This is a genomic window from Mesorhizobium sp. NZP2234 (assembly GCF_013170765.1).
Lineage (GTDB): Bacteria > Pseudomonadota > Alphaproteobacteria > Rhizobiales > Rhizobiaceae > Mesorhizobium > Mesorhizobium loti_D.
This window is the reverse complement of record NZ_CP033364.1, coordinates 2,621,170-2,639,658: the sequence shown is the minus strand read 5'-3', so window position 1 is coordinate 2,639,658 and position 18,489 is coordinate 2,621,170. Positions and strand designations below refer to the sequence as shown.

The following is an 18,489-nucleotide window of genomic DNA, read 5'->3' as shown; positions in this document are numbered from 1 at the left end:
AGTGCAAGCCATGGACCCGGCAATGCCCCAACCAGATTCGTCGTCCGCCTCGACGGCACGCAGCAAGGATCCCCTGCTGCAGCCGCTGACCATCAAAAAGCTGGTGCTGCGCAATCGTGTCATGAGCACCAGTCACGCCTCTTTCATGGAGGAAGGCGGATTCCCGCTGGAGCGCTACCAGCGCTATCACGAGGAAAAGGCCAGGGGTGGGCTGGCCCTGACGATGTTCGGCGGTTCCTCGATGGTGGATGTGGATTCGAACTGGGGCGGCGGCCAGATCAACATCGCCACCGACGAGATCATCCCGCACCTGCAGCAGTTCTCGCGGCGCATCCATGCACAGGGGGCGGCCCTGATGTGCCAGATATCGCATCTGGGTCGCCGCGCCGACGCCACGACCAGCAATTGGCTGCCAGCGATCGCCCCTTCCCGATCGAGGGAGACACAGCATCGCGCGTTTTCCCGAGAGATGGACGAACATGACATAGCGCGCGTGGTCAAGGCCTATGGCGATGCGGCCGCGCGCTGCGTCGAAGGCGGTCTGGACGGTGTCGAGACACTGACCGGTGGCCACCTGATCGGCCAGTTCTTTTCTCCACGTACCAATTTCCGCACCGATCGCTTTGGCGGCTCGGTGGAGAACCGCGTTCGCTTCGGCCTGATGGTGCACGAAGAAATCCGCAAGCGAGTCCGGGACGAAACCGTCGTCAGCATGCGCTTCGTCATCGACGAGGCGAGCGAGGATGGCTTGAATTTCGAGGACTGCCTTGAAATCGCGCGGATTTTCGAGCGCGAAGGGCTTATCGACGTATTCAACTGCATATTCGGCAGGATGGATACCGTCATCGCGCTGGCCGAGCAGAACATGCCGGGCATGTCGCAGCCTCTGTCACCCTTCCTCTCACGGGTCGGGATGTTCCGGCAGCATACCAAGCTTCCGGTCTTCCATGCCGCCCGCATTACAGATCTCGCCACGGCGCGCCACGCCATACGCGACGGGCTTCTCGACATGGTCGCCATGACACGCGCCCACATGGCCGATCCGCAGATCGTCAACAAGCTGATGCGCGGCGAGGAGGAACGCATTCGCCCGTGCGTCGGCGCGTCCTACTGCATGCACAAGAAGGTGAATTGCATCCACAATCCGGCTTCTGGTCGCGAGACGATCCTGCCGCAGATTATCGAGCCAGCCAGCCACATCCGCAAGGTGGTGGTCATCGGCGGCGGTCCCGCCGGCCTCGAGGCCGCACGTGTGTGCGCCGAGCGCGGCCATCGCGTGGTGCTCTTCGAGGCATCGAGCAGGCCCGGCGGGCAGGTTCTCCTCGCCTGCCGCGCGACCTGGCGCAAGGATCTGATCGGCATCATCGACTGGCGGGTGTCCGAACTGGAGCGTCTCGGCGTGGACGTTCGCTGCGACGTCTACGCCGGTGACGCCGATGTGCTGGCCGAGGAGCCGGACAGCGTCATCGTTGCCACCGGCGGCTTGCCGGACCTCGACTGGCTGCCGGGCGCGCAACATTGCGAGACCATCTGGGATGTCCTGAGCGCCAGCACGCAGCAAGGCGGCGACGTGCTGCTCTATGACGGGACAGGCAGGCATGAAGGCATATCGACCGCGCTGCACCTGGCCGAGCAGGGAGCATCCGTCCATCTCGTCACCATAGACGACAGCCTCGGGCAGGAGATCGAATATTCCTCTCGCGCTGTCTACCGCAAGCAATTCCGCCAGCGCGGCATAAAGGTGACCGTTGACCACCATCTGGTCAGGGTCGAACGCAACGGCTCCAACCAGCTGAACGCCGTGTTCAGGCATGAACTGACCGGACAGGAACTCGAAATTTCGGCTCCCCGCATCATTGTCGAGCGTGGCACCATGCCTCTCGACGAGGTCTTCAATTCGCTGCGCGATCTTTCCCGCAACAAGGGGGTGACGTCGCTGGCGGCGCTCCTTGACCCGACGGCTGTGCCACAGGAAGCCCGTGCCAGCGGAGGATTTGAGCTGCACCGCATTGGCGATGCCGTTGCCAGCAGGAACATCCACGCCTCCATATACGAGGCCTTCCGCCTTTCTCTCGCCCTATGAACCAGAGGGCCTCATTTCAGGTCGCCGTCATCGGCGGCGGCATCACCGGCGCCAGCGCCGCCAACCATCTGGCCGCCGCTGGTTTTAGCACCGTGCTGCTCGAACGCGGCGACTTTGCCTCCGGCACGTCGAGCCGCTCCAGCCGCCTGCAGCATTGCGGCTTGACCTATTTCTCTCCCGGCCGGTCGATCTGGAACTTCCTGCTCAAGCCCCGCATGGCCATCGAACATCTGGAACTGGCAAGGCGCGCCATGCGCGACCGATCGCGTTTCGTCCGGGCGACGCCGGAACGGGTGCGCCCCGTCCGCTTCTACACGCCGCTCTATCGCAACGACGGCATCCCAGCGTGGAAGGCCCGGCTGGGTTTCCGACTGTTGGAGCTGCTCGATCCCGGCGGCGTGCCGCTCGATTTCGAGGTGCTCGGTTCCGAGGAGGCGGCGTCCGAGCCTGCGCTTCGCCACCTGCGTGGCAGGCAGGATCTGGTCGGCGCGGTCAAGTTCACCGAATACCAGTTCGACTGGCCCGAGCGCATTTGCGTCGATACAGTCATGAATGCCCGCGATTGCGGCGCGCAGGTGCGCAACTATGCCGAAGTGACCGGCATCAGGCAGGCCACGGATGGCAGATGGCATCTTGCTGTTGCCGACAGGCGCGGCCGGGCCGAGGATGGCAATGTCTTGTCGACGATAGCCGCCGACTGCATCGTCAACGCGACCGGCGCCTGGGTGGATGAAACGGCTTCCCGGTGCGGCCTTTCGGTCCCTCACGTCAATCAGGGACTGAAGGGAACAAACATCGTCACGCGGCTGCCGGACGAATTCCGCGGTCTGGCGCTTGAGACGGTCCTGCCAGACGGCAATCCGTTCTATGTCATCCCATGGGGCGATCTGCATTATTTCGGACCGCGCGACGAGCCGTGCGACCCCACGCCCGATGGCTTTCGCGCGGACGAGTCGACCATACTTGCCCTGCTGCAGGATTTCAGGTCGATCTTTCCTTCCATCCCCATCGCGCGCGAAGATGTGCTCTATAGCTGGGCCGGGGTACGGCCGAGGACGGCGCGTCCGGGCCATCCGGATGGTTGCGAGGCGGTTCTGCTCCACGATCTGTCAAGGCCCGGCGGATCCGCCTACTATACTTATACTGGCGGCTTGCTGATGACACACAGGAATGCCGGCGCCAGCATCGCCGAAGCGGTGTCGAAACGAATCCGGCCTGAGTATCCCAGCCGTCCCGTTTCCTACGCTGCCCGGATCGCCAAGCCTTCCTCAACCGGTCATTCCACATCGAGCCACGCAGCAATTGACATCGAGCAGTTGCGGCTCGCTGCCCGCGAGGAACTGGTTTTCCATCTCGACGACCTGCTGTTTCGTCGTCTTGGCCTTGGATGGTCAGAGCGGCTCGGCCTGGATATCGCTCGGCAGGCGGCCGAGGCGATCGCCGATATCATGGGCTGGTCGCCCGCCGAGGTCGCGCAGGAAGTCGAGCGATACAACAATCTCGTTGCGCGGGAATTCGGGATGGCGAAGCCATGCATCTGATCGACGGCCCGACCGTGCATGAACTGCTCGATTACCGCGGCCTGGTCGACGCGTTGCGCCTCGCGCACCAGGCTCCGATGCCAGAGGTTCAAGAGGTCGTGCTCAGCGAGCCCGGAGGCGACAATGCGCGCAATCTGATCGTGTTGCCGGCCTGGCAGCGAGACAGGCTCCTGGGGGCAAAACTGGTCACGGTCTTTCCCGAGAACCCGTCGCGCATCGAACCGTTGCCGGCCAATCAGGGAATTTACGCAGCCTTCGATGCACAAACCGGAACACCGGTAATGGTGGCGGACGGCACCGCCCTGACGTTGAGGAAGACGGCCGCCGATTCCGCCCTTGGCGCGGATCTTCTGGCGAGGGCGGATGCTCGCAATTTACTGATGATCGGCGCTGGTGCCCTAGCGCCTCACGTCATCAGTGCGATGCTCGCTGTCCGCCCATCCATCAGCATCGTCCGCATCTGGAACAGGACGCCAGCGCGGGCGATAGAGATCGCCGATGCAATGGCCCGGGAAGGACTTCCCGTGGAAGTGGCGGAGCGGCTTGACGACGCTCTTTGCGAGGCCGACATCGTTTCAAGCGCGACGATGGCGCAGTCCCCGTTGATCCACGGGCATCTGCTTCGCCCCGGTTGCCATGTCAGCCTGATTGGCGGCTGGAACCCCCAGATGCGGGAAGCAGATGATCGGACGATCGAGCGTGCGAGGCTGTTCACCGACAGCCGTTCTCAATGCAGCTCGTGCGGCGACTTCCTGCAGCCGGTGGAGAGCGGTGTCATGCTATGGGACGATATCGAAGCCGACCTTTTTGAATTGTGTGGTGGCTCCGACCCGCGCCGTATTCTGCCGGAAGACATAACGCTCTACAAGAACTGCGGCGGTGGCCACCTTGACCTGTTTGTCGCTCAGGAATTGATGCGGAAAATTCAGCAACGCACAAGCCAGTCTAACCGCTAACCGTGTGGATCGAGGGCGGCGCTGATCGAGCCTCGTGGAGAGTCCTGAACTGAAAGTCAGGGACTGCGTCCAGAAACGGAGAGCTTTTGATCAGCCCCGGCCAATGGCGGAAAATCGGATTTGGCCAGCACCCCAGCTGTCTCGGCAAAGCTGACAAATGCCTGTCGCGCCTGTTCGGTTGGCATCTGCCCGGCGATCGCGGCGTTGCAGCCTCTCACCGCGCAGCTGGATATCGGTCCCCGACGGGCCTTCGGCCATTGATTCAGGAATACGAGCGCCTCCCGCACCGTGTTGATGTCGTGTACCACATTACTGGTCTTAACCTGCACGGGAGCAAGGAAAGCCAGACTGGTCATTTGTTACCTCCTGTGAATTGCAAAGGGTTGATTCCAGCATCCCATGATGCGGCTCTTTCGTCTGTGACTGCCGGACGTCATTTGACGTTCCTCGCCATCCGCGAGGACCGGGGCCCATCGAGCCCCGGCCTCCTTCGCGACCGTCATTTGTTGCCGTTGATTGCAATGCGCCTGGCGTTTGCCTGCGCCTTTTTGGTCTTCGGCAGTGTCACGGTGAGCACACCGTTCTTGAACGTCGCCGCCACCTTGTCCTCTTCAACCTCACGGCCGAGACTGAAGCGCCGCTCAAAACGCCCGTAGTGGCGTTCGCTGAACTGGCGGTCCTTGTCCTCGCTCTCCGCCTTCTTCTCGCCGCGAAGCGTCAGAACACCGTCATCCAGCATGACCTCGACGTCGTTTTCATCGAGGCCGGGGATTTCGGCCGTCACCCGGATTTCCTGGTCGGTTTCCGAGAACTCCACGCTTGGCCAGGTGCCGTTGAGAGGGGCCACGCGGCCCAGCAACGAAGGCGTGTCAAAACCGCGGAACACCTCGTCGAACAGACGGTTGACATTGCGATGCAACGACAGGAACGGATCCATGTCGTCACCGCGATAGATGCTCGGTGCCTGGCTGCCGCCACGGCTCCAGGGAATCAAGTCACGTACGCTCATTTTTCCTTCTCCTTTTCGTGTTTTTGGGCCGCGCCCAGAACCCCACCCACGACAGGACGGGGTGTCTGCCGCGGGCCGACCGCCGAAGATCAGGCCGCCGCGCTTTCAATGCGCTTGGTCGCCGCCTTCTTGTCGGTCTCGACGTTGATCGCGATGCGGCGCGGCTTCATTTCCTCGGGAATTTCTTTCTTGAGGTCGACAATCAGCAGACCGTTTTCGAGCTTTGCCCCGACAATGGTCACATGATCGGCCAGCTCGAAGCGGCGCGCGAACGGCCTCAACGCCAGGCCATGATGGAGGTATTGAACCTCGTCGTTCTCTGTCTTGACGCCCTCGATAACCAGCATATTTGGCTGATGCGTGATCGTAAGCTGGTCTTCACCGAAACCGGCGACCGCGAGGACTATGCGATAGGTGTCTTCGCCGAGCTTGGCGATATCGTAAGGCGGCCAGTTGTCCGCGTTCTGTGACGGGCTGGCGTTTTCGAGCAGGTTGAAGACGCGGTCAAAGCCGATGCTCGACCGATAGAAGGGGGAAAAGTCCAGGTTCGTTCTCATAACTACATCCTCCTTGGAGCAACATAGATACGAGGGAACGCCAAGAAGCGTGGCGCTCCCTGACACATCGGCCCCTTTCGCGGCGACCGACAGTGATGAGTTGGGAATCGATTTCGGCTGCGTCAAGTGCGCCAAGGCATTTTCGCGACCGCCTTCGAATGGCTGGTGGCAAGCGCTCCATTGAGAGAGGCTTGGGCTTGGGCCGTTGCTGATGAGGCGCTGATGAGCCAGGGATGGCCATTGCCGGGAACACGGATAGCAGCGCTAATCGACCTGATCGAGCCCGACGAAGACGACCTGACAGATCACGCCCAGGCGCATTCAGGCGCGGACAATTGATCCGGGATGCCCTCATTCCTGCAAGACTGCGAGGACGACGACTGGCCGATAGTGTGGCCGCCCAGGAGTAACCAGGGCGGCCTGCACGAGCCTGTCAGTTCATTTGCAAGCGGCCAGTTCCTTCAATGCCTTTTCGGCATTGGCCTTGCTCGCATAGGTCTTGTTGCCAGCATCGGTCAGTTTCGTACCGTCCGGTTTTTTGGTCACCACCTCACACTTCTTGGTCGTGGCATCCTTGGCCACCCAGTACTCCGTGGCCGCAAATGCAGGGATGCTGAAAATGGCGACAAGTGCACTGGCGATTGCGATTTTGCGGATCATGCTAACCTCCATACAATGTCAGCCCCGAAAAGGGGCGCATTGCCTTTGATCGCCAACGATTTTGGCGCCATTTTGACATCAGGCCCCCTGTGACGCGTCGATCGATGCGGCGGCGGTACGATTGCCGCCGCAAGCGAAATCAACCGTCAATTTCTGCAGAATGGTCCGGACCGCTGATCTTGGGTCCTGTCATCCACGGCGGCGCCACGGGAACATCCTCGATGACACCGACCCTGCGTGCCCAGGTCGTAAATGTCTTGTGCGCCGCATCGACCGACTTTCGACCATCATATGCGGAGTAGCAAGCGTCACTCGCCGCTGCGTGAAGCAGCCCGCGCCTTTCGATCGGCCATTCCTCAAGAAACTCTATCGCATCCATGACACAATCGATCCTTCGGAGAGCGAAGCCATCATCTCGTACGAAGATCGCCTGCTTGAACATTCCATCTTCCATGGTGACCTCCTTGAACCCGTGTGGCACCTGATCCTGCCTCACCCCTGTGTGGCGAGGATGTCAGTTCCGGCAAATCGACGAGCTTGAGTGAATGCCATGGCAAACGGGACGGATTCCGACTCGACATCCACCAAGCCGCGCTCGACACAGAAAAAGATTGGAGAAGCCTCTCTTCGGTTCAAGGGGTGTTGGCAACCGGCCAGCAAGAACCTTCTTCAATCGGGTGCCATGGCGACTAAAGGGCCGTCCCGCTTAGCCAAGTCGCATCGGTTTCAGTACTATTGAAAGGTCAAAATGCCGTCCAGGGCCTGCCATTCGGAAGGCCGGATCAGGCGGTGATGGGCGACGCGCACGGAATGGAGCGCGCCTTCCAGTTCCCGCTCCCAGTAATCCAGAAACCCTTTGAGGGTCGGGAATTCCGGTGCGAGATCGTATTCCTGCCAAACATAGAGCTGCAACAGGCTTGGATGATCGGGGAGATGGTAGTGGATCTCCGCGGTTGTGAGACCGTAGCCCTCCATCTGCAGCCGGAATTCCCTGCTGACCATGTTTCTCTCCTTCTTAGCTGCTTCTTAGCTGCGTTCAGCCATCAAGGCTTTGCGGGCGTCCTTGATCCCGCCATTCCTTGAAGTCACTGGCAACTTCAGCGCGAATGTCGTCCAGTCGGCGAAGTGCATCCATGACGGCGTCGAACGTCACCGGTCTCGAAGCACCCGGTGGTTTTCGCAGCGCAGGCACGGAGTCGACTGCGCAGGCATCCGACGCCCATGAGGCAAGAATGGCGCGCTTTTCCTGAGTGTCGAGCGTGCGGTCGCCCACCACCTCATCGGGATGACTGAAGTGGCGCGCCGGAAACAGCAGGCGGTCAAGCGAAGGATCAGAAGTTTCAGGGGCGATCGAGGGGATATTTTTCGACAAGGTTTGTTCCATCGACAGTCTCCGCTTCCTAACATCTCCTTGGCATCGTTGTGGGCCGTACCCCCTTCGGGACTCCAGCCGCCAAAAAATTTCGTGGAGTTCGGGGCGAATTTCAAGACCTGAAAATCGCGCGCCTTGGCGAAAATAGCTGCATGAATTCATGTCCCTAGCACTCGTGAATGCAGAGTGCCAAAATTTTTCCAGCGACCTCTTGAAACTCGAAAATACCAAAACTAGCTCGATATGCGCGCGATGCCTGAGAAAGGGTCGCGGCGCCCCGCACCGGCCGATATTGCCGGTCCGGTGTGGAGGAACCTCAAAAATCTGTTTGTCCCGAAGGAGAACGATATGACGTTCCGTCCATTGCATGACCGTATCCTGGTCCGCCGCATCGAAGCCGATGAGAAGACGGCCGGCGGCATCATCATCCCCGACACCGCCAAGGAGAAGCCGCAGGAGGGCGAGGTGATTGCCGTCGGCCCAGGCGCCCGCGACGACAGCGGCAAGCTCACGCCTCTCGGCGTCGCCATCGGCGACCGCATCCTGTTCGGCAAATGGTCCGGCACGGAGATCAAGCTCAATGGCGAGGATCTGCTCATCATGAAGGAAAGCGACGTGATGGGCGTGATCGAGCAAAGCGCCCAAGTGAGGAAGGCCGCGTGACGGCTTCCCCAAAATCCAAACAGTCAACGAATGCTGCCCAGACAAAGGAGTGATCCAATGGCTGCCAAGGAAGTGAAATTCCATGCCGACGCCCGCGAGCGCATGCTGCGCGGCGTCAACATCCTCGCCGACGCGGTGAAGGTGACCCTCGGCCCCAAGGGCCGCAACGTCGTCATCGACAAGTCGTTCGGCGCCCCGCGCATCACCAAGGACGGCGTCACCGTCGCCAAGGAAATCGAGCTTGAGGACAAGTTCGAGAACATGGGCGCGCAGATGGTCCGTGAGGTCGCCTCGAAGACCAACGACATCGCCGGCGACGGCACCACGACCGCAACGGTGCTGGCCCAGGCCATCGTCAAGGAAGGTGCGAAGGCCGTCGCCTCGGGGATGAACCCGATGGACCTGAAGCGCGGTATCGACAAGGCGGTCGACGCCGTCGTCGGCGAGCTCAAGGCCAATGCCCGTAAGGTGACGAAGAACGACGAGATCGCCCAGGTCGGCACCATATCGGCCAATGGCGACGCCGAGATCGGCCGCTTCCTCGCCGAAGCGATGGAGAAGGTCGGCAATGAGGGCGTCATCACGGTTGAGGAAGCCAAGACCGCCGAGACCGAACTCGAAGTTGTCGAAGGCATGCAGTTCGATCGCGGCTATCTCTCGCCTTACTTCATCACCAATCAGGACAAGATGCGCGTCGAGCTTGAAGATCCCTATGTGCTGATCCACGAAAAGAAGCTGTCAAATCTGCAGGCGCTGCTTCCGGTGCTGGAGGCCGTCGTTCAGTCGTCCAAGCCGCTGCTGATCATCGCCGAGGATGTCGAGGGCGAGGCTCTGGCCACGCTCGTCGTCAACAAGCTGCGCGGTGGCCTTAAGGTCGCCGCCGTCAAGGCGCCGGGTTTCGGCGACCGCCGCAAGGCCATGCTGGAGGATATTGCCATCCTCACCGGCGGCACCGCGATCTCGGAAGATCTCGGCATCAAGCTTGAGAATGTCACGCTCAACATGCTGGGCCGTGCCAAGAAGGTGGTGATCGAGAAGGAGAACACCACCATCGTCGACGGCGCCGGTTCGAAAAGCGAGATCCAGGGCCGCGTCAGCCAGATCAAGGCACAAATCGAGGAGACTACCTCCGACTACGACAAGGAAAAGCTGCAGGAGCGGCTGGCCAAGCTCGCCGGCGGTGTCGCCGTCATTCGTGTCGGGGGCTCGACCGAGGTCGAGGTCAAGGAGCGCAAGGACCGCGTCGACGATGCCATGCATGCGACGCGCGCCGCGGTCGAGGAAGGCGTATTGCCAGGCGGTGGCGTGGCGCTTCTGCGGGCGGCCAGGGCACTGGACAGCGTGCAGCCCGAGAATGAGGACCAGAAGCACGGTATCGAGATCGTGCGCCGCGCGATCGAGGCGCCCGTGCGCCAGATCGCCGAGAACGCCGGCGCGGAAGGCTCGATCATCGTCGGCAAGCTGCGCGAGAAGCCGGAATTCGGCTGGGGCTGGAACGCACAGACCAACGCGTTCGGCGACCTCTACAACGAGGGGGTCATCGATCCGGTGAAGGTAGTGCGGACCGCGCTCCAGGACGCGGCATCGGTTGCCGGCCTGCTGGTGACAACGGAAGCGATGGTTGCCGAGAAACCAAGGAAGGAACCCGCCGTTCCGGCAATGCCGGCTGGTGGCATGGATTTCTGACGCTAACGGCAGTGTCCGCGCCCGGTGGGCGCGGACACCCTGACAAAAGGTAGAGCCATGAACGTGATGAACTTTAACGTAATCCCCCCGCCGTCGCGTGCGGCCACCGATCTGAACTACGAAGCAGACCTCAAGGTTGCGCTTGACCCGATACTGGTCGAGTTGCTCGACAGAGCGGAGGCCGCGGGTTGGGATCGGCGCAAGGCAGCATACACGGTGATGTTTCTGGCCGCGCGGAATCTTACCGACAGCAAGGGCCCGCCTGGAAACGGGAGTTCGGCAAGCTGAGGCGCGGCGCACGCGATCCATCGCGCACGCGCCGAGGGAAAGGGCTTCCGATCGATTGAGCTAACCACGTGAAAACGGAGGAAAACATGGAACATGATCGATTTCAGCATCCCGTAAGGGTGCTCGTGGGTCTTGGGTTTCCGACCGACATTCAAAGCGTAAAAGACGCCTTCGTCCTGCTGGATGAATGGCCGCCCTCGAAGCGAGGCCCTGCTCATGGCGTCGCGCTCAATGCCTGTCGGGCAGCCCTCGCCGGCGAGGTGGATGCCGAGACCGCTCGCGGCACTTTTGTCGCCTTCGCCCGCCGCATGGATTTGCTTGTACAGGCCGAAGGCGACATCGTCGCGGCCAAGGCAGTTGGCGCTTTCGGGGCTGCTTCGAAAGGCCCCTACAACAAGTCGATGTAATCGGTCCGCGGGGGCGGAGAAAGCCATGAGGGATATTCGATTTCCCGAACCAGTGAGACTGCGCGTGAGACCCTCGAGGGAACGGGTGGTTGCCAGCAGTTGGGAGGCACTTGAGTGCCTCCATGACCAGTGGCCAGAATGGGCGAGAGGACCAAGCTATCGAGCTGCCTGCCGCACTTGCCGCGACTCCTTGGACGGATGGCGGGCTCCGCAACAAGCAAGAAGGGCATTTTTGAAAGCGGCCCGTCGTGCAGGTCTGGTCCGGGCCCCATAGCGAGCTCTGTGCCGAGGCAAGTCTTTACCTTGCAGACGACGCGATCTGAACGATCGCATGCCTCCGTCGGACCGGCAAAGGAGCGTCTAGATCGGGGGCCGACAGCGGTCGATCCTGTTGCAACCAGCTGCTGCGGTAAGAGCCGACCTCATCATTGGCGAGTGGGCCAGTATCAGATCTTCAAGAATCGATAGGCGAAGCGATCGGTCTGGCCTTTGATGGAGGGATCGAACACCTTGGTCGAGTGCGGATCGTCCTTGTTCGCGAGCATGGTGCTTTGCGCGTCCAGCACGAAGCCGGCCGCCTCCACCTCCTCGAGGACGGACGCAGGGTCGATCCGATGCAGCGCCTGAGTGTCGCTCGTGCCCGCCCCTGCGGTGGCGGCGTGGTCTACGATGACGTAGGACCCACCGGGCTTCAGCCGCTCGTGGACGGCTCGATTGAAGTCGGCCGCGGTCGCGCCCCTGGCCTGGATCAGCGCGGTGTAGAGATCGTGGTAGAACAGGTGCAGCCACAGGACATCCGCTGGCTGCGTGACCTCCGGCATCGCCACGAGGTCAGCCGAGACGGCTTCGACGTTCTCTCGGCCCGGCTCCTTCGCAAGCGTCCGCATGCGGCCGACCGGATCGTTCTTGAAGTGAGCGACCTCAGCCGGGACGAAGCTGTAGACTCGCCCCTTGGGTCCGACGATGTCGGAGAAGAGGCGCGTCCAGTCTCCGTCGCCTGGGTACACGTCAATCACGGTGGAGCCCGCATCGATGCGTGCGAAGCGGATCAATTCGGATAGCTTGGACTGGTCGTACATAGGAATCTCCCTTACGGCTTGGCATTCGACGAGCGGGCGGCGTGCGAGGCGACAATCCAAGAGAGCCCAGTCTCCTTGCGGTCTGGGTGGTCTTCTCGATGCTCATGGGAATTTCTCCATCGCGCTCGATTCGATCCGTGTATCCCGACGCTGCCGGTTGGCATGTCGTGTTCATCCGTCGAACTTGACCAAGTCCTTGAAGATCAGATGCCCCCAGCTATTTCCGCGCGCCTGGATCAGCAGCCCACCTTCCGACAGCCCGCCAAGTTTGATTGGCGAGAAACCGAGCTTTTCCGCGAGCACACCAATCTCCGCTGCGGCAGCGTCATCGTCGCTCGCCAGGAACACGACTCTTTTGCCACCATGCGCGGCCGGATCCTGGTCAAGGACGGCAGCGACCAGATGGTTGAAGCCCTTGACCAGTTTTGCGCCTGAGAATGCCTGTGCAACGAACTTGGAAGAAGGCTGTCCCCCCAGTTTTTCAGGAGGCACGCCGTAGGCATTGGTCACATCGACGATGGTCTTTCCCTGCCAGGTGGCAAGCGCCTTGGCGACATCCGGGTGCGCTTCGAAACGGACCGCCAAAAAGATGATGTCCGCCTTGACCGCTTCCGCCAGTGTTTTGGGAATGATCGTGGGTCCGATCGCGGCCGCATCGGCTGCAAAGCTTTTCGGGTCGCGCGTGGTTGCCACGAACACTTTGATGCCTTTGCGGGCAAACGCCTTGGCCAGGGCCTTGCCGATATTGCCGAAGCCGATAATTGCGTAGCTCATAATGCTTCTCCGATCCTGTGTTAACGCCGGGTCAGACCTGTGCCCAGCCACCATCGACGGCGAGATCTATACCGGTGATGTAGGAGCTTTGATCGGAGGCGAGGAACGTGAGCGCAGCCGCGATTTCCTCTGGCTTGCCCCTGCGACCCATTGGGATCTGTGCAGCAAACTGGGCGACCGCCTCCTCGGCTTGCTCAGCGGTAAGGCCGGTCGTTGTCGCCAAGGCGGGAGTCTCGATCGCGCCAGGGCTCATAGTATTGACGCGGATGTTTCGGTCCTTCAACTCCATGGTCCAGGACCGCGAGAAGCTGCGAACAGCCGCCTTGCTTGCTGCGTAGGCGCTGAACGCTGGTAGCCCCATCACATTCGAGACCGAAGAGTTCAGAATGATCGATCCGCCGTCTTTGAAGAGGGGAAGGGCCTTCTGCACCGTAAAGAACAACCCCTTCACGTTCACATCGAAGGTCTGGTCAAAATGAGCCTCAGTGGCTGCCGCGAGCGGCGCGATTGTCCCTGCGCCCGCGTTCGCGAAGAGAATGTCGATGTGACCATGTTTCTCTTTCACAGTGGCGTAGAGCCGGTCCAGATCTTCCAAGCGCGAAACATCGCCCACGACCGTGGTCACGTTTCTCCCGATAAGGGCTGCGGCCTCTTGTAAGACTTTCTCGCGTCGCCCAAAGATCACGATCTGGGCACCTTCTTCCACGAAACGCTTGGCCGTGGCCAAGCCAATCCCGCTGCTTCCGCCTGTGATGACAGCAACCTTGCCTTCGAGTTTTTTCATGATCTTTCACCTTTGGTTGTATGTTTTTGGGTTTCGTAAAGTTTGAGAAGCGTGGCCCCGCATGGGGGTCAGAGTTGCGCCAGACCGCCGTCGACGGCGACCTCGCTGGCGGTCATGAAGCTGCTGTCCGACGATGCGAGAAAGGCGGCCACGGCCCCGATCTCCGCCGGATCGGCCATGCGCTGGAGCGGAGTCATCGCGCCATAGGCCTTCTGGCCTTCCTCGCCCAACGCCTCCTTCGCGAGTTCGGTCGCCGTCGCTCCGGGCGACAGCACGTTTACCCGGATGCCGGTGCCCTTCAGGTCTTCCGCCCAGGTCCGTGCGAGGTTGCGCACTGCCGCCTTGCTCGCGCTGTAGGCGGTGAATCCCGGAGCGCCCGTTGTGCCGGCGCTCGATCCGGTCAGGATGATTGAGCCGCCTTGCCCCATCAGCGGCAACGCCTTCTGGACCGTGAAGATCGTGCCCTTCACATTGGTGTCGAAGGTTTCATCAATGTGCTGGGCGGTAATCTTGCCGAGGGGAAACGGGCTTCCCGCCCCGGCATTGGCGAAGACGATGTCAAGCGTTCCGCGCTCGGCCTTCACCGCCGCGTAGAGCCGGTCAAGGTCGGCCTCATTCGAGACCGAGCCTTTCACTGGGCGGGCATTGTGTCCGAGCTCCGCCACGGCGGCGTCGAGCGCTTCCTGCCGGCGGCCGAAGATGAAGACGAAGGCGCCCTCCTCGATGAAGCGCTTTGCCGCGGCGCGGCCGATGCCGGTCGCGCCGCCGGTGATGACGGCGGTCTTGCCATTCAGTCTGTTCATGTCATGCATCCTTCGTTTCGCCGTCTCGTGTCTTGGCTGTACGGAAAGTCCCGCGAGAGCCCCAAGATGGGTTCGCCGAAGTCGGGCGGTGAGTGCGCAATCGCGCACATCGGTGGTGCGAAAACGATCCGGCTAAATGATTGAACGCCGCGACGACCGCGCGAACTGTGGCTGATCGTGTTAGAATGGCCTTTGCAAACCGCACTGCCTGGCGCAGGAATGCACCATGATCGACTGGGATGATGTTCGCTACTTTCTTGCCGCCGCGCGTGGAGGCTCGGTGCGGGCTGCCGCCGCGCACCTCGGTGTCAACCATGCGACGGTTCTGCGACGCATCGCCCAGTTCGAGGAACGCCTCGGGGCGCGGATGTTCGAAAAGCTGCCTTCGGGCTACCGCCTGACGGCTGCGGGCGAGGAGGTCCTCGAGCTTGCGAACCAGATGGAAGCGTCGTCGCACCAACTGGAGACGCGGGTCTTCGGGCGCGACCAGAGCGTGCGCGGGCTTCTGCGGGTGACGCTGGCACCGACCCTCGCGACACACCTGCTCATGCCGGACCTCGCCGATTTCGCGCGTCTGCATCCGGACATAGAGATGGAAATCCTGTCTTCCGGCGAGCTGGCAAATCTGACCAATCGAGAGGCCGACGTGGCGATCCGCGTCGTCTACGACCGCAAAACCCTGCCGCTCAATCTTCACGGCCTGAAGGGACCGGAGCTGTTCGGCGGCGTCTACATGTCCCGGGATCTACTGGCCGCGTGGCGTGCGGGCGCGCCTGATCCCATCCGGTGGATCGTCATAAGCATTCATGGAATCCCGGATTGGGCCAGCGAGGGTGAGGTTCGCACCACGGGGGCTCCATTCAGGACCACGGACGGCGAGGCGCAGATCGTCGCTGTACGGCAGGGGCTTGGGATCACGACACTGCCGTGCTTCGTCGGAGATGCCAACCCTCTGCTGGTGAGAGTGCCAGGCACCGACCTGCACATGTACGGAACGCTCTGGCTTCTCACACAGGGGGAGACGCGCAAGACGAAGCGCGTGCGGCTCTTCACGGAGTTCGTATCCCGCAGGCTCGCCGCATACGCGCCGCTTCTCGCGGGGCTATCCATATCGCGTGACTGATGCCCGGCAGGTCGCCGACGACGCATCCCGCGGATAAGAATGACTGCCCACGGTAACGTTATGAACCTGTCAATGAGGACGTGGTGTCGGTGGTGCGGCCTCAATCAACGCTCAACGCGATGTCCCACGCACCATGTCTCCATGAACAGGTCGTTGTCCCACCGGTAGAAGCCAACGCGGAAATCACAGTCGCATGTGAATGCCTTGCATCGGGTCGAAGGCGGGCTCGAGGCGCCAAGAAATGACCGAATGGCGGCTTTCAGGAAACTGAGCGCGGGAACATAGCGTATCTGAATTGGCCCACTTCAAAGCGAGGATAGCCATAACCAATTGATATTGAACAGTTATGGTGGGCCCGGAGGATGTAGCAAAATTGTTGATTTCATTGGATTTTTCGTAGGCCAGAATCGGAATTCTTCCCATATCCGCATGGTCCCGCGTCAATGGGTGTCAGTCGCCACCGAGAATTGACCCGGCACGAGCCCGCTGCGCCATACCGACAAGGGTTTGCGAGTGAGCGTGGAGGTCGCGGGCAGCCTGAGGGTATGCAATTTCGTCACCGCTAAAAACGACCATGAACTGCGCAGCGAACTCGGGGATGGTTTTGGCCGGAGTTGCGAGCATGGTTTCCACGATGTCGGCCATGTCGGCGTAAAGCCGATCCAGATCGTTGTCGCAAATGTCAAAGCAGATCGATTCCCTTAGCGCCTCCCAACGACGAAAGCCCGCCAGGATCGGGCTTTCGTTCAAGTTTGCAGCAGAAGGCCATTCCACCGCGGGGGCGCCAATGGTTGGAATGGAGACGACCGTACCGAGCACAGCGCGTCTGGTTGTTGGGTGGAAAGTCATATCGAAGTCTCCACGGTCGAAACTGGTTCCTACGGCCGGCAAGCCGAAGCCGCATTGCTCTAGATCAAAATCATCGGCAAACGGGCCGAAACCGAAGGTGAGTTCATCCGCGTCCTCAAGGGAATGACACCAACTTATGGAACCCAAACGGCCCGTCGCCCGACTTGATTGGGATCGGAGAGCGACGGGCCGGATTGCCTGAGAATGCACCCGGGAACTCGTGGGACGAGGCGCTTATCGGCAGTTAGGTACGCCGATCGCAAATGCAGCTCAAAGACTGTGGATCGCCCTCGAAAGCGCAACACGGACATTCATCGCTGAAGGGTCCGAAGCTGCCACTGAGGGCAACGGATCTACCGCAAGGACTTTGACCGCGTTGTCACCATTTTCTGTCAGCAGCACGTTGCACCAGACAGCGGTAGCTACTCCATTTCTAGCCTTGAATATGACATCGGGATTGGACACACCAAGCACCCGAAAGCCGCCCGTTCTGGAGCCGTCCCGGGCACGTTTCTGACTCCTCATTCCAACGGACTGAACCACTTTGAAACCGTGACTGGCCAATTTTTCGCTGACATAAGGGACGGCTTTGGCAAGCGACATGCGTATCATCTTGCTGATGCCGTTGGACATAAGTTGGTGCGCTCCCGTGCCCGTTTGGCCGATTTCGCACGCAAGCGACTGGTTCAGCATTGATCTGGCGCAATCGTCAGACCTCTCCTGCCGGAGTGAGACGCAAGGAGACTAAGCGTTGACAAGCGCCTGAGCGTATAAGCTTTGGGCTCAAGCCACGTAACGCCTCTCGGCCGGATCGTCAGGATATGCCGCCTTCACGTCAAGGAACTCCTCGGATGCGGCCTGCAGCGCCCGGACGCATTCCGGGTCGAACTGAGTTCCGGATTGCTCCTTGATATAGGCAAACGCACGATCGATAGGCCAAGCCTCCTTGTAGGTCCGGTCAGAGGTAAGGGCATCGAAAACATCGGCCACGGCGGCAATGCGTCCGACCAGCGGAATGGACTCGCCACTCAATCCGTTTGGATATCCTGTGCCGTCCCAACGCTCGTGATGGGTTTCAGCAATTTTCGCGGCGAGTTGAAGCAGTGCGCATGTCGATCCTGCAAGGATAGCGCCACCGATCCGCGCGTGCTCGTTCATTCGCAGTTTTTCAGCGGCACTGAGCTGTTCCTGCTTGAGCAGGATGGAATCGGAAATGCCGACCTTGCCGATGTCGTGCATCGGCGCCGCAAGCAGGATGTCGCGGCATTGGTCGGCGGAGAAGCCGAGATGCCGGGCCAGGACCGAACTGTAGTGCGCCATCCTGATCGTATGCATTGCGGTTTCCCGGTCTTTGTAACCGGCGGCGAGCGTCAGGCGCCGGATGATCTCTTCCTCGCGCTCGCGCAACTCCTGCGTGGCCTTGTCCACTTCAACCTTCAGCCACTCCGCTCGATGAACGAGGTCTCTTTGCGCTTCACACAACCGGGCCAGGTTTCTCATACGAGCCTTGAACTCCACCGGCTCGACGGGCTTGTGTAGAAATTCGATGGCGCCGGCATGAATGGCGTCGATGCGCGTGCCGGCATCACCATCGGCCGTCACCATGACGAATGGCGTATCGGCAAACCGCCGGTCGCGCCGAATGCACTTGATGAGTTCGATGCCATTCATACCTGGCATCTGGAAGTCGACGATGCCGAGATCGAAGGTAATCGCGGGTAGGTCGCGCAACGCGTCAGCCGGCGTCGGATAGCTAATGGCCACACAATTTGGGATTTGCCCGACCAGCATCTGCATCAGCATCCGGTTTGTCCGGTTGTCCTCGACAATCAATATCTTGGTGGCTTCGTCCATG

23 protein-coding genes are annotated in these 18,489 nt (G+C 60.9%); 9 read left to right on the top strand and 14 right to left on the bottom strand.

Annotation, left to right across the window (positions count from 1 at the left end; translation table 11 throughout):
• The first annotated feature begins 22 nt into the window (after window positions 1–22).
• From EB230_RS13020 to EB230_RS13010, 3 genes are read left to right on the top strand one after another with little or no spacing between them, the layout of a single operon-like run.
• Window positions 23–2,083, top strand: a complete 2,061-nt coding sequence (locus tag EB230_RS13020) for an NADH:flavin oxidoreductase (RefSeq protein WP_056572020.1) — start codon at window positions 23–25, stop codon at window positions 2,081–2,083.
• A complete protein-coding gene (locus tag EB230_RS13015) occupies window positions 2,080–3,624 on the top strand; it encodes an FAD-dependent oxidoreductase (protein WP_056570715.1) in 1,545 nt (514 codons plus the stop codon). The genes EB230_RS13020 and EB230_RS13015 overlap by 4 nt, the downstream gene beginning before the upstream one ends.
• Window positions 3,615–4,580, top strand: a complete 966-nt coding sequence (locus tag EB230_RS13010; RefSeq protein WP_056570713.1) for a hypothetical protein — start codon at window positions 3,615–3,617, stop codon at window positions 4,578–4,580. Before EB230_RS13015 ends, EB230_RS13010 begins: the two co-directional genes overlap by 10 nt.
• A gap of 56 nt (window positions 4,581–4,636) precedes the next feature.
• Here the strand turns inward: EB230_RS13010 and EB230_RS13005 are convergent, their stop codons facing one another.
• From EB230_RS13005 to EB230_RS12975, 7 genes are all read right to left on the bottom strand, one after another.
• Window positions 4,637–4,936, bottom strand: coding sequence for a DUF982 domain-containing protein (locus EB230_RS13005; protein WP_172372571.1), 300 nt, complete (start codon window positions 4,934–4,936; stop codon window positions 4,637–4,639).
• Window positions 4,937–5,079: 143 nt separating this feature from the next.
• Entirely contained in the window at window positions 5,080–5,589 is a 510-nt protein-coding gene (locus tag EB230_RS13000; protein ID WP_056570709.1) for an Hsp20/alpha crystallin family protein, read from the bottom strand.
• A gap of 89 nt (window positions 5,590–5,678) precedes the next feature.
• Window positions 5,679–6,146 (bottom strand): Hsp20 family protein, encoded by a 468-nt coding sequence (locus EB230_RS12995; protein WP_056570707.1) that lies wholly within the window; start codon window positions 6,144–6,146, stop codon window positions 5,679–5,681.
• A 438-nt stretch (window positions 6,147–6,584) separates the two neighbouring features.
• A complete protein-coding gene (locus tag EB230_RS12990; protein ID WP_056570703.1) occupies window positions 6,585–6,806 on the bottom strand; it encodes a hypothetical protein in 222 nt (73 codons plus the stop codon).
• Between the two features lie 139 nt (window positions 6,807–6,945).
• Entirely contained in the window at window positions 6,946–7,260 is a 315-nt protein-coding gene (locus tag EB230_RS12985) for a DUF982 domain-containing protein (RefSeq protein ID WP_172372569.1), read from the bottom strand.
• 278 nt (window positions 7,261–7,538) lie between these two features.
• Entirely contained in the window at window positions 7,539–7,808 is a 270-nt protein-coding gene (locus EB230_RS12980; protein ID WP_172372567.1) for a protein usg, read from the bottom strand.
• A 34-nt stretch (window positions 7,809–7,842) separates the two neighbouring features.
• On the bottom strand, window positions 7,843–8,190 hold the full coding sequence (locus tag EB230_RS12975) for a hypothetical protein (protein ID WP_172372565.1): 348 nt from the start codon (window positions 8,188–8,190) through the stop codon (window positions 7,843–7,845).
• A gap of 336 nt (window positions 8,191–8,526) precedes the next feature.
• On the opposite strand from EB230_RS12975, the gene EB230_RS12970 reads away from it, so the two are divergent.
• The 5 genes from EB230_RS12970 to EB230_RS12950 all read left to right on the top strand — a co-directional run bounded on the left by EB230_RS12970 (window position 8,527) and on the right by EB230_RS12950 (window position 11,496).
• Window positions 8,527–8,841, top strand: coding sequence for a co-chaperone GroES (locus EB230_RS12970; protein WP_056572016.1), 315 nt, complete (start codon window positions 8,527–8,529; stop codon window positions 8,839–8,841).
• Between the two features lie 57 nt (window positions 8,842–8,898).
• Window positions 8,899–10,527 carry a chaperonin GroEL gene (gene groL / locus EB230_RS12965; protein ID WP_172372563.1) on the top strand — a complete coding sequence of 543 codons (1,629 nt, stop codon included), beginning with the start codon at window positions 8,899–8,901 and terminating at the stop codon, window positions 10,525–10,527.
• Between the two features lie 57 nt (window positions 10,528–10,584).
• On the top strand, window positions 10,585–10,815 hold the full coding sequence (locus tag EB230_RS12960; protein ID WP_056572014.1) for a hypothetical protein: 231 nt from the start codon (window positions 10,585–10,587) through the stop codon (window positions 10,813–10,815).
• Between the two features lie 86 nt (window positions 10,816–10,901).
• Window positions 10,902–11,222: a DUF982 domain-containing protein gene (locus tag EB230_RS12955; protein ID WP_056572012.1), complete on the top strand. Its 321-nt coding sequence runs from the start codon at window positions 10,902–10,904 to the stop codon at window positions 11,220–11,222.
• A 25-nt stretch (window positions 11,223–11,247) separates the two neighbouring features.
• The gene (locus tag EB230_RS12950; RefSeq protein WP_172372561.1) at window positions 11,248–11,496 is read left to right on the top strand and encodes a DUF982 domain-containing protein; all 249 of its coding nucleotides are present in this window, start codon (window positions 11,248–11,250) and stop codon (window positions 11,494–11,496) included.
• A gap of 172 nt (window positions 11,497–11,668) precedes the next feature.
• On the opposite strand, the gene EB230_RS12945 is transcribed toward EB230_RS12950, so the two are convergent.
• From EB230_RS12945 to EB230_RS12930, 4 genes are all read right to left on the bottom strand, one after another.
• On the bottom strand, window positions 11,669–12,301 hold the full coding sequence (locus tag EB230_RS12945) for a class I SAM-dependent methyltransferase (RefSeq protein ID WP_172372559.1): 633 nt from the start codon (window positions 12,299–12,301) through the stop codon (window positions 11,669–11,671).
• 171 nt (window positions 12,302–12,472) lie between these two features.
• Window positions 12,473–13,129 carry an NADPH-dependent F420 reductase gene (locus tag EB230_RS12940; RefSeq protein WP_281410921.1) on the bottom strand — a complete coding sequence of 219 codons (657 nt, stop codon included), beginning with the start codon at window positions 13,127–13,129 and terminating at the stop codon, window positions 12,473–12,475.
• Window positions 13,107–13,859, bottom strand: coding sequence for a glucose 1-dehydrogenase (locus EB230_RS12935; RefSeq protein ID WP_056570691.1), 753 nt, complete (start codon window positions 13,857–13,859; stop codon window positions 13,107–13,109). The genes EB230_RS12940 and EB230_RS12935 overlap by 23 nt, the downstream gene beginning before the upstream one ends.
• Window positions 13,860–13,927: 68 nt before the next feature.
• Window positions 13,928–14,662, bottom strand: coding sequence for an SDR family oxidoreductase (locus tag EB230_RS12930; protein WP_056572010.1), 735 nt, complete (start codon window positions 14,660–14,662; stop codon window positions 13,928–13,930).
• 226 nt (window positions 14,663–14,888) lie between these two features.
• On the opposite strand from EB230_RS12930, the gene EB230_RS12925 reads away from it, so the two are divergent.
• Window positions 14,889–15,785: a LysR family transcriptional regulator gene (locus EB230_RS12925; protein WP_056570689.1), complete on the top strand. Its 897-nt coding sequence runs from the start codon at window positions 14,889–14,891 to the stop codon at window positions 15,783–15,785.
• 450 nt (window positions 15,786–16,235) lie between these two features.
• Here the strand turns inward: EB230_RS12925 and EB230_RS12920 are convergent, their stop codons facing one another.
• The 3 genes from EB230_RS12920 to EB230_RS12910 form a co-directional block, all read right to left on the bottom strand.
• Window positions 16,236–16,781, bottom strand: a complete 546-nt coding sequence (locus tag EB230_RS12920; RefSeq protein ID WP_172372557.1) for a hypothetical protein — start codon at window positions 16,779–16,781, stop codon at window positions 16,236–16,238.
• A 123-nt stretch (window positions 16,782–16,904) separates the two neighbouring features.
• Entirely contained in the window at window positions 16,905–17,267 is a 363-nt protein-coding gene (locus EB230_RS12915; RefSeq protein ID WP_155772522.1) for a hypothetical protein, read from the bottom strand.
• 150 nt (window positions 17,268–17,417) lie between these two features.
• Window positions 17,418–18,488: an HD domain-containing phosphohydrolase gene (locus EB230_RS12910; RefSeq protein ID WP_056570682.1), complete on the bottom strand. Its 1,071-nt coding sequence runs from the start codon at window positions 18,486–18,488 to the stop codon at window positions 17,418–17,420.
• Between the last annotated feature and the right edge of the window lies 1 nt (window position 18,489).

Coding starts and splice junctions, on each gene's coding strand:
- EB230_RS13020 (WP_056572020.1), top strand. CDS start 23: ATGCCCCAACCAGATTCGTCGTCCGCCTCGACGGCACGCAGCAAGGAT.
- EB230_RS13015 (WP_056570715.1), top strand. CDS start 2,080: ATGAACCAGAGGGCCTCATTTCAGGTCGCCGTCATCGGCGGCGGCATC.
- EB230_RS13010 (WP_056570713.1), top strand. CDS start 3,615: ATGCATCTGATCGACGGCCCGACCGTGCATGAACTGCTCGATTACCGC.
- EB230_RS13005 (WP_172372571.1), bottom strand. CDS start 4,936: ATGACCAGTCTGGCTTTCCTTGCTCCCGTGCAGGTTAAGACCAGTAAT.
- EB230_RS13000 (WP_056570709.1), bottom strand. CDS start 5,589: ATGAGCGTACGTGACTTGATTCCCTGGAGCCGTGGCGGCAGCCAGGCA.
- EB230_RS12995 (WP_056570707.1), bottom strand. CDS start 6,146: ATGAGAACGAACCTGGACTTTTCCCCCTTCTATCGGTCGAGCATCGGC.
- EB230_RS12990 (WP_056570703.1), bottom strand. CDS start 6,806: ATGATCCGCAAAATCGCAATCGCCAGTGCACTTGTCGCCATTTTCAGC.
- EB230_RS12985 (WP_172372569.1), bottom strand. CDS start 7,260: ATGGAAGATGGAATGTTCAAGCAGGCGATCTTCGTACGAGATGATGGC.
- EB230_RS12980 (WP_172372567.1), bottom strand. CDS start 7,808: ATGGTCAGCAGGGAATTCCGGCTGCAGATGGAGGGCTACGGTCTCACA.
- EB230_RS12975 (WP_172372565.1), bottom strand. CDS start 8,190: ATGGAACAAACCTTGTCGAAAAATATCCCCTCGATCGCCCCTGAAACT.
- EB230_RS12970 (WP_056572016.1), top strand. CDS start 8,527: ATGACGTTCCGTCCATTGCATGACCGTATCCTGGTCCGCCGCATCGAA.
- groL (WP_172372563.1), top strand. CDS start 8,899: ATGGCTGCCAAGGAAGTGAAATTCCATGCCGACGCCCGCGAGCGCATG.
- EB230_RS12960 (WP_056572014.1), top strand. CDS start 10,585: ATGAACGTGATGAACTTTAACGTAATCCCCCCGCCGTCGCGTGCGGCC.
- EB230_RS12955 (WP_056572012.1), top strand. CDS start 10,902: ATGGAACATGATCGATTTCAGCATCCCGTAAGGGTGCTCGTGGGTCTT.
- EB230_RS12950 (WP_172372561.1), top strand. CDS start 11,248: ATGAGGGATATTCGATTTCCCGAACCAGTGAGACTGCGCGTGAGACCC.
- EB230_RS12945 (WP_172372559.1), bottom strand. CDS start 12,301: ATGTACGACCAGTCCAAGCTATCCGAATTGATCCGCTTCGCACGCATC.
- EB230_RS12940 (WP_281410921.1), bottom strand. CDS start 13,129: ATGGTGGCTGGGCACAGGTCTGACCCGGCGTTAACACAGGATCGGAGA.
- EB230_RS12935 (WP_056570691.1), bottom strand. CDS start 13,859: ATGAAAAAACTCGAAGGCAAGGTTGCTGTCATCACAGGCGGAAGCAGC.
- EB230_RS12930 (WP_056572010.1), bottom strand. CDS start 14,662: ATGAACAGACTGAATGGCAAGACCGCCGTCATCACCGGCGGCGCGACC.
- EB230_RS12925 (WP_056570689.1), top strand. CDS start 14,889: ATGATCGACTGGGATGATGTTCGCTACTTTCTTGCCGCCGCGCGTGGA.
- EB230_RS12915 (WP_155772522.1), bottom strand. CDS start 17,267: ATGTCCAACGGCATCAGCAAGATGATACGCATGTCGCTTGCCAAAGCC.
- EB230_RS12910 (WP_056570682.1), bottom strand. CDS start 18,488: ATGGACGAAGCCACCAAGATATTGATTGTCGAGGACAACCGGACAAAC.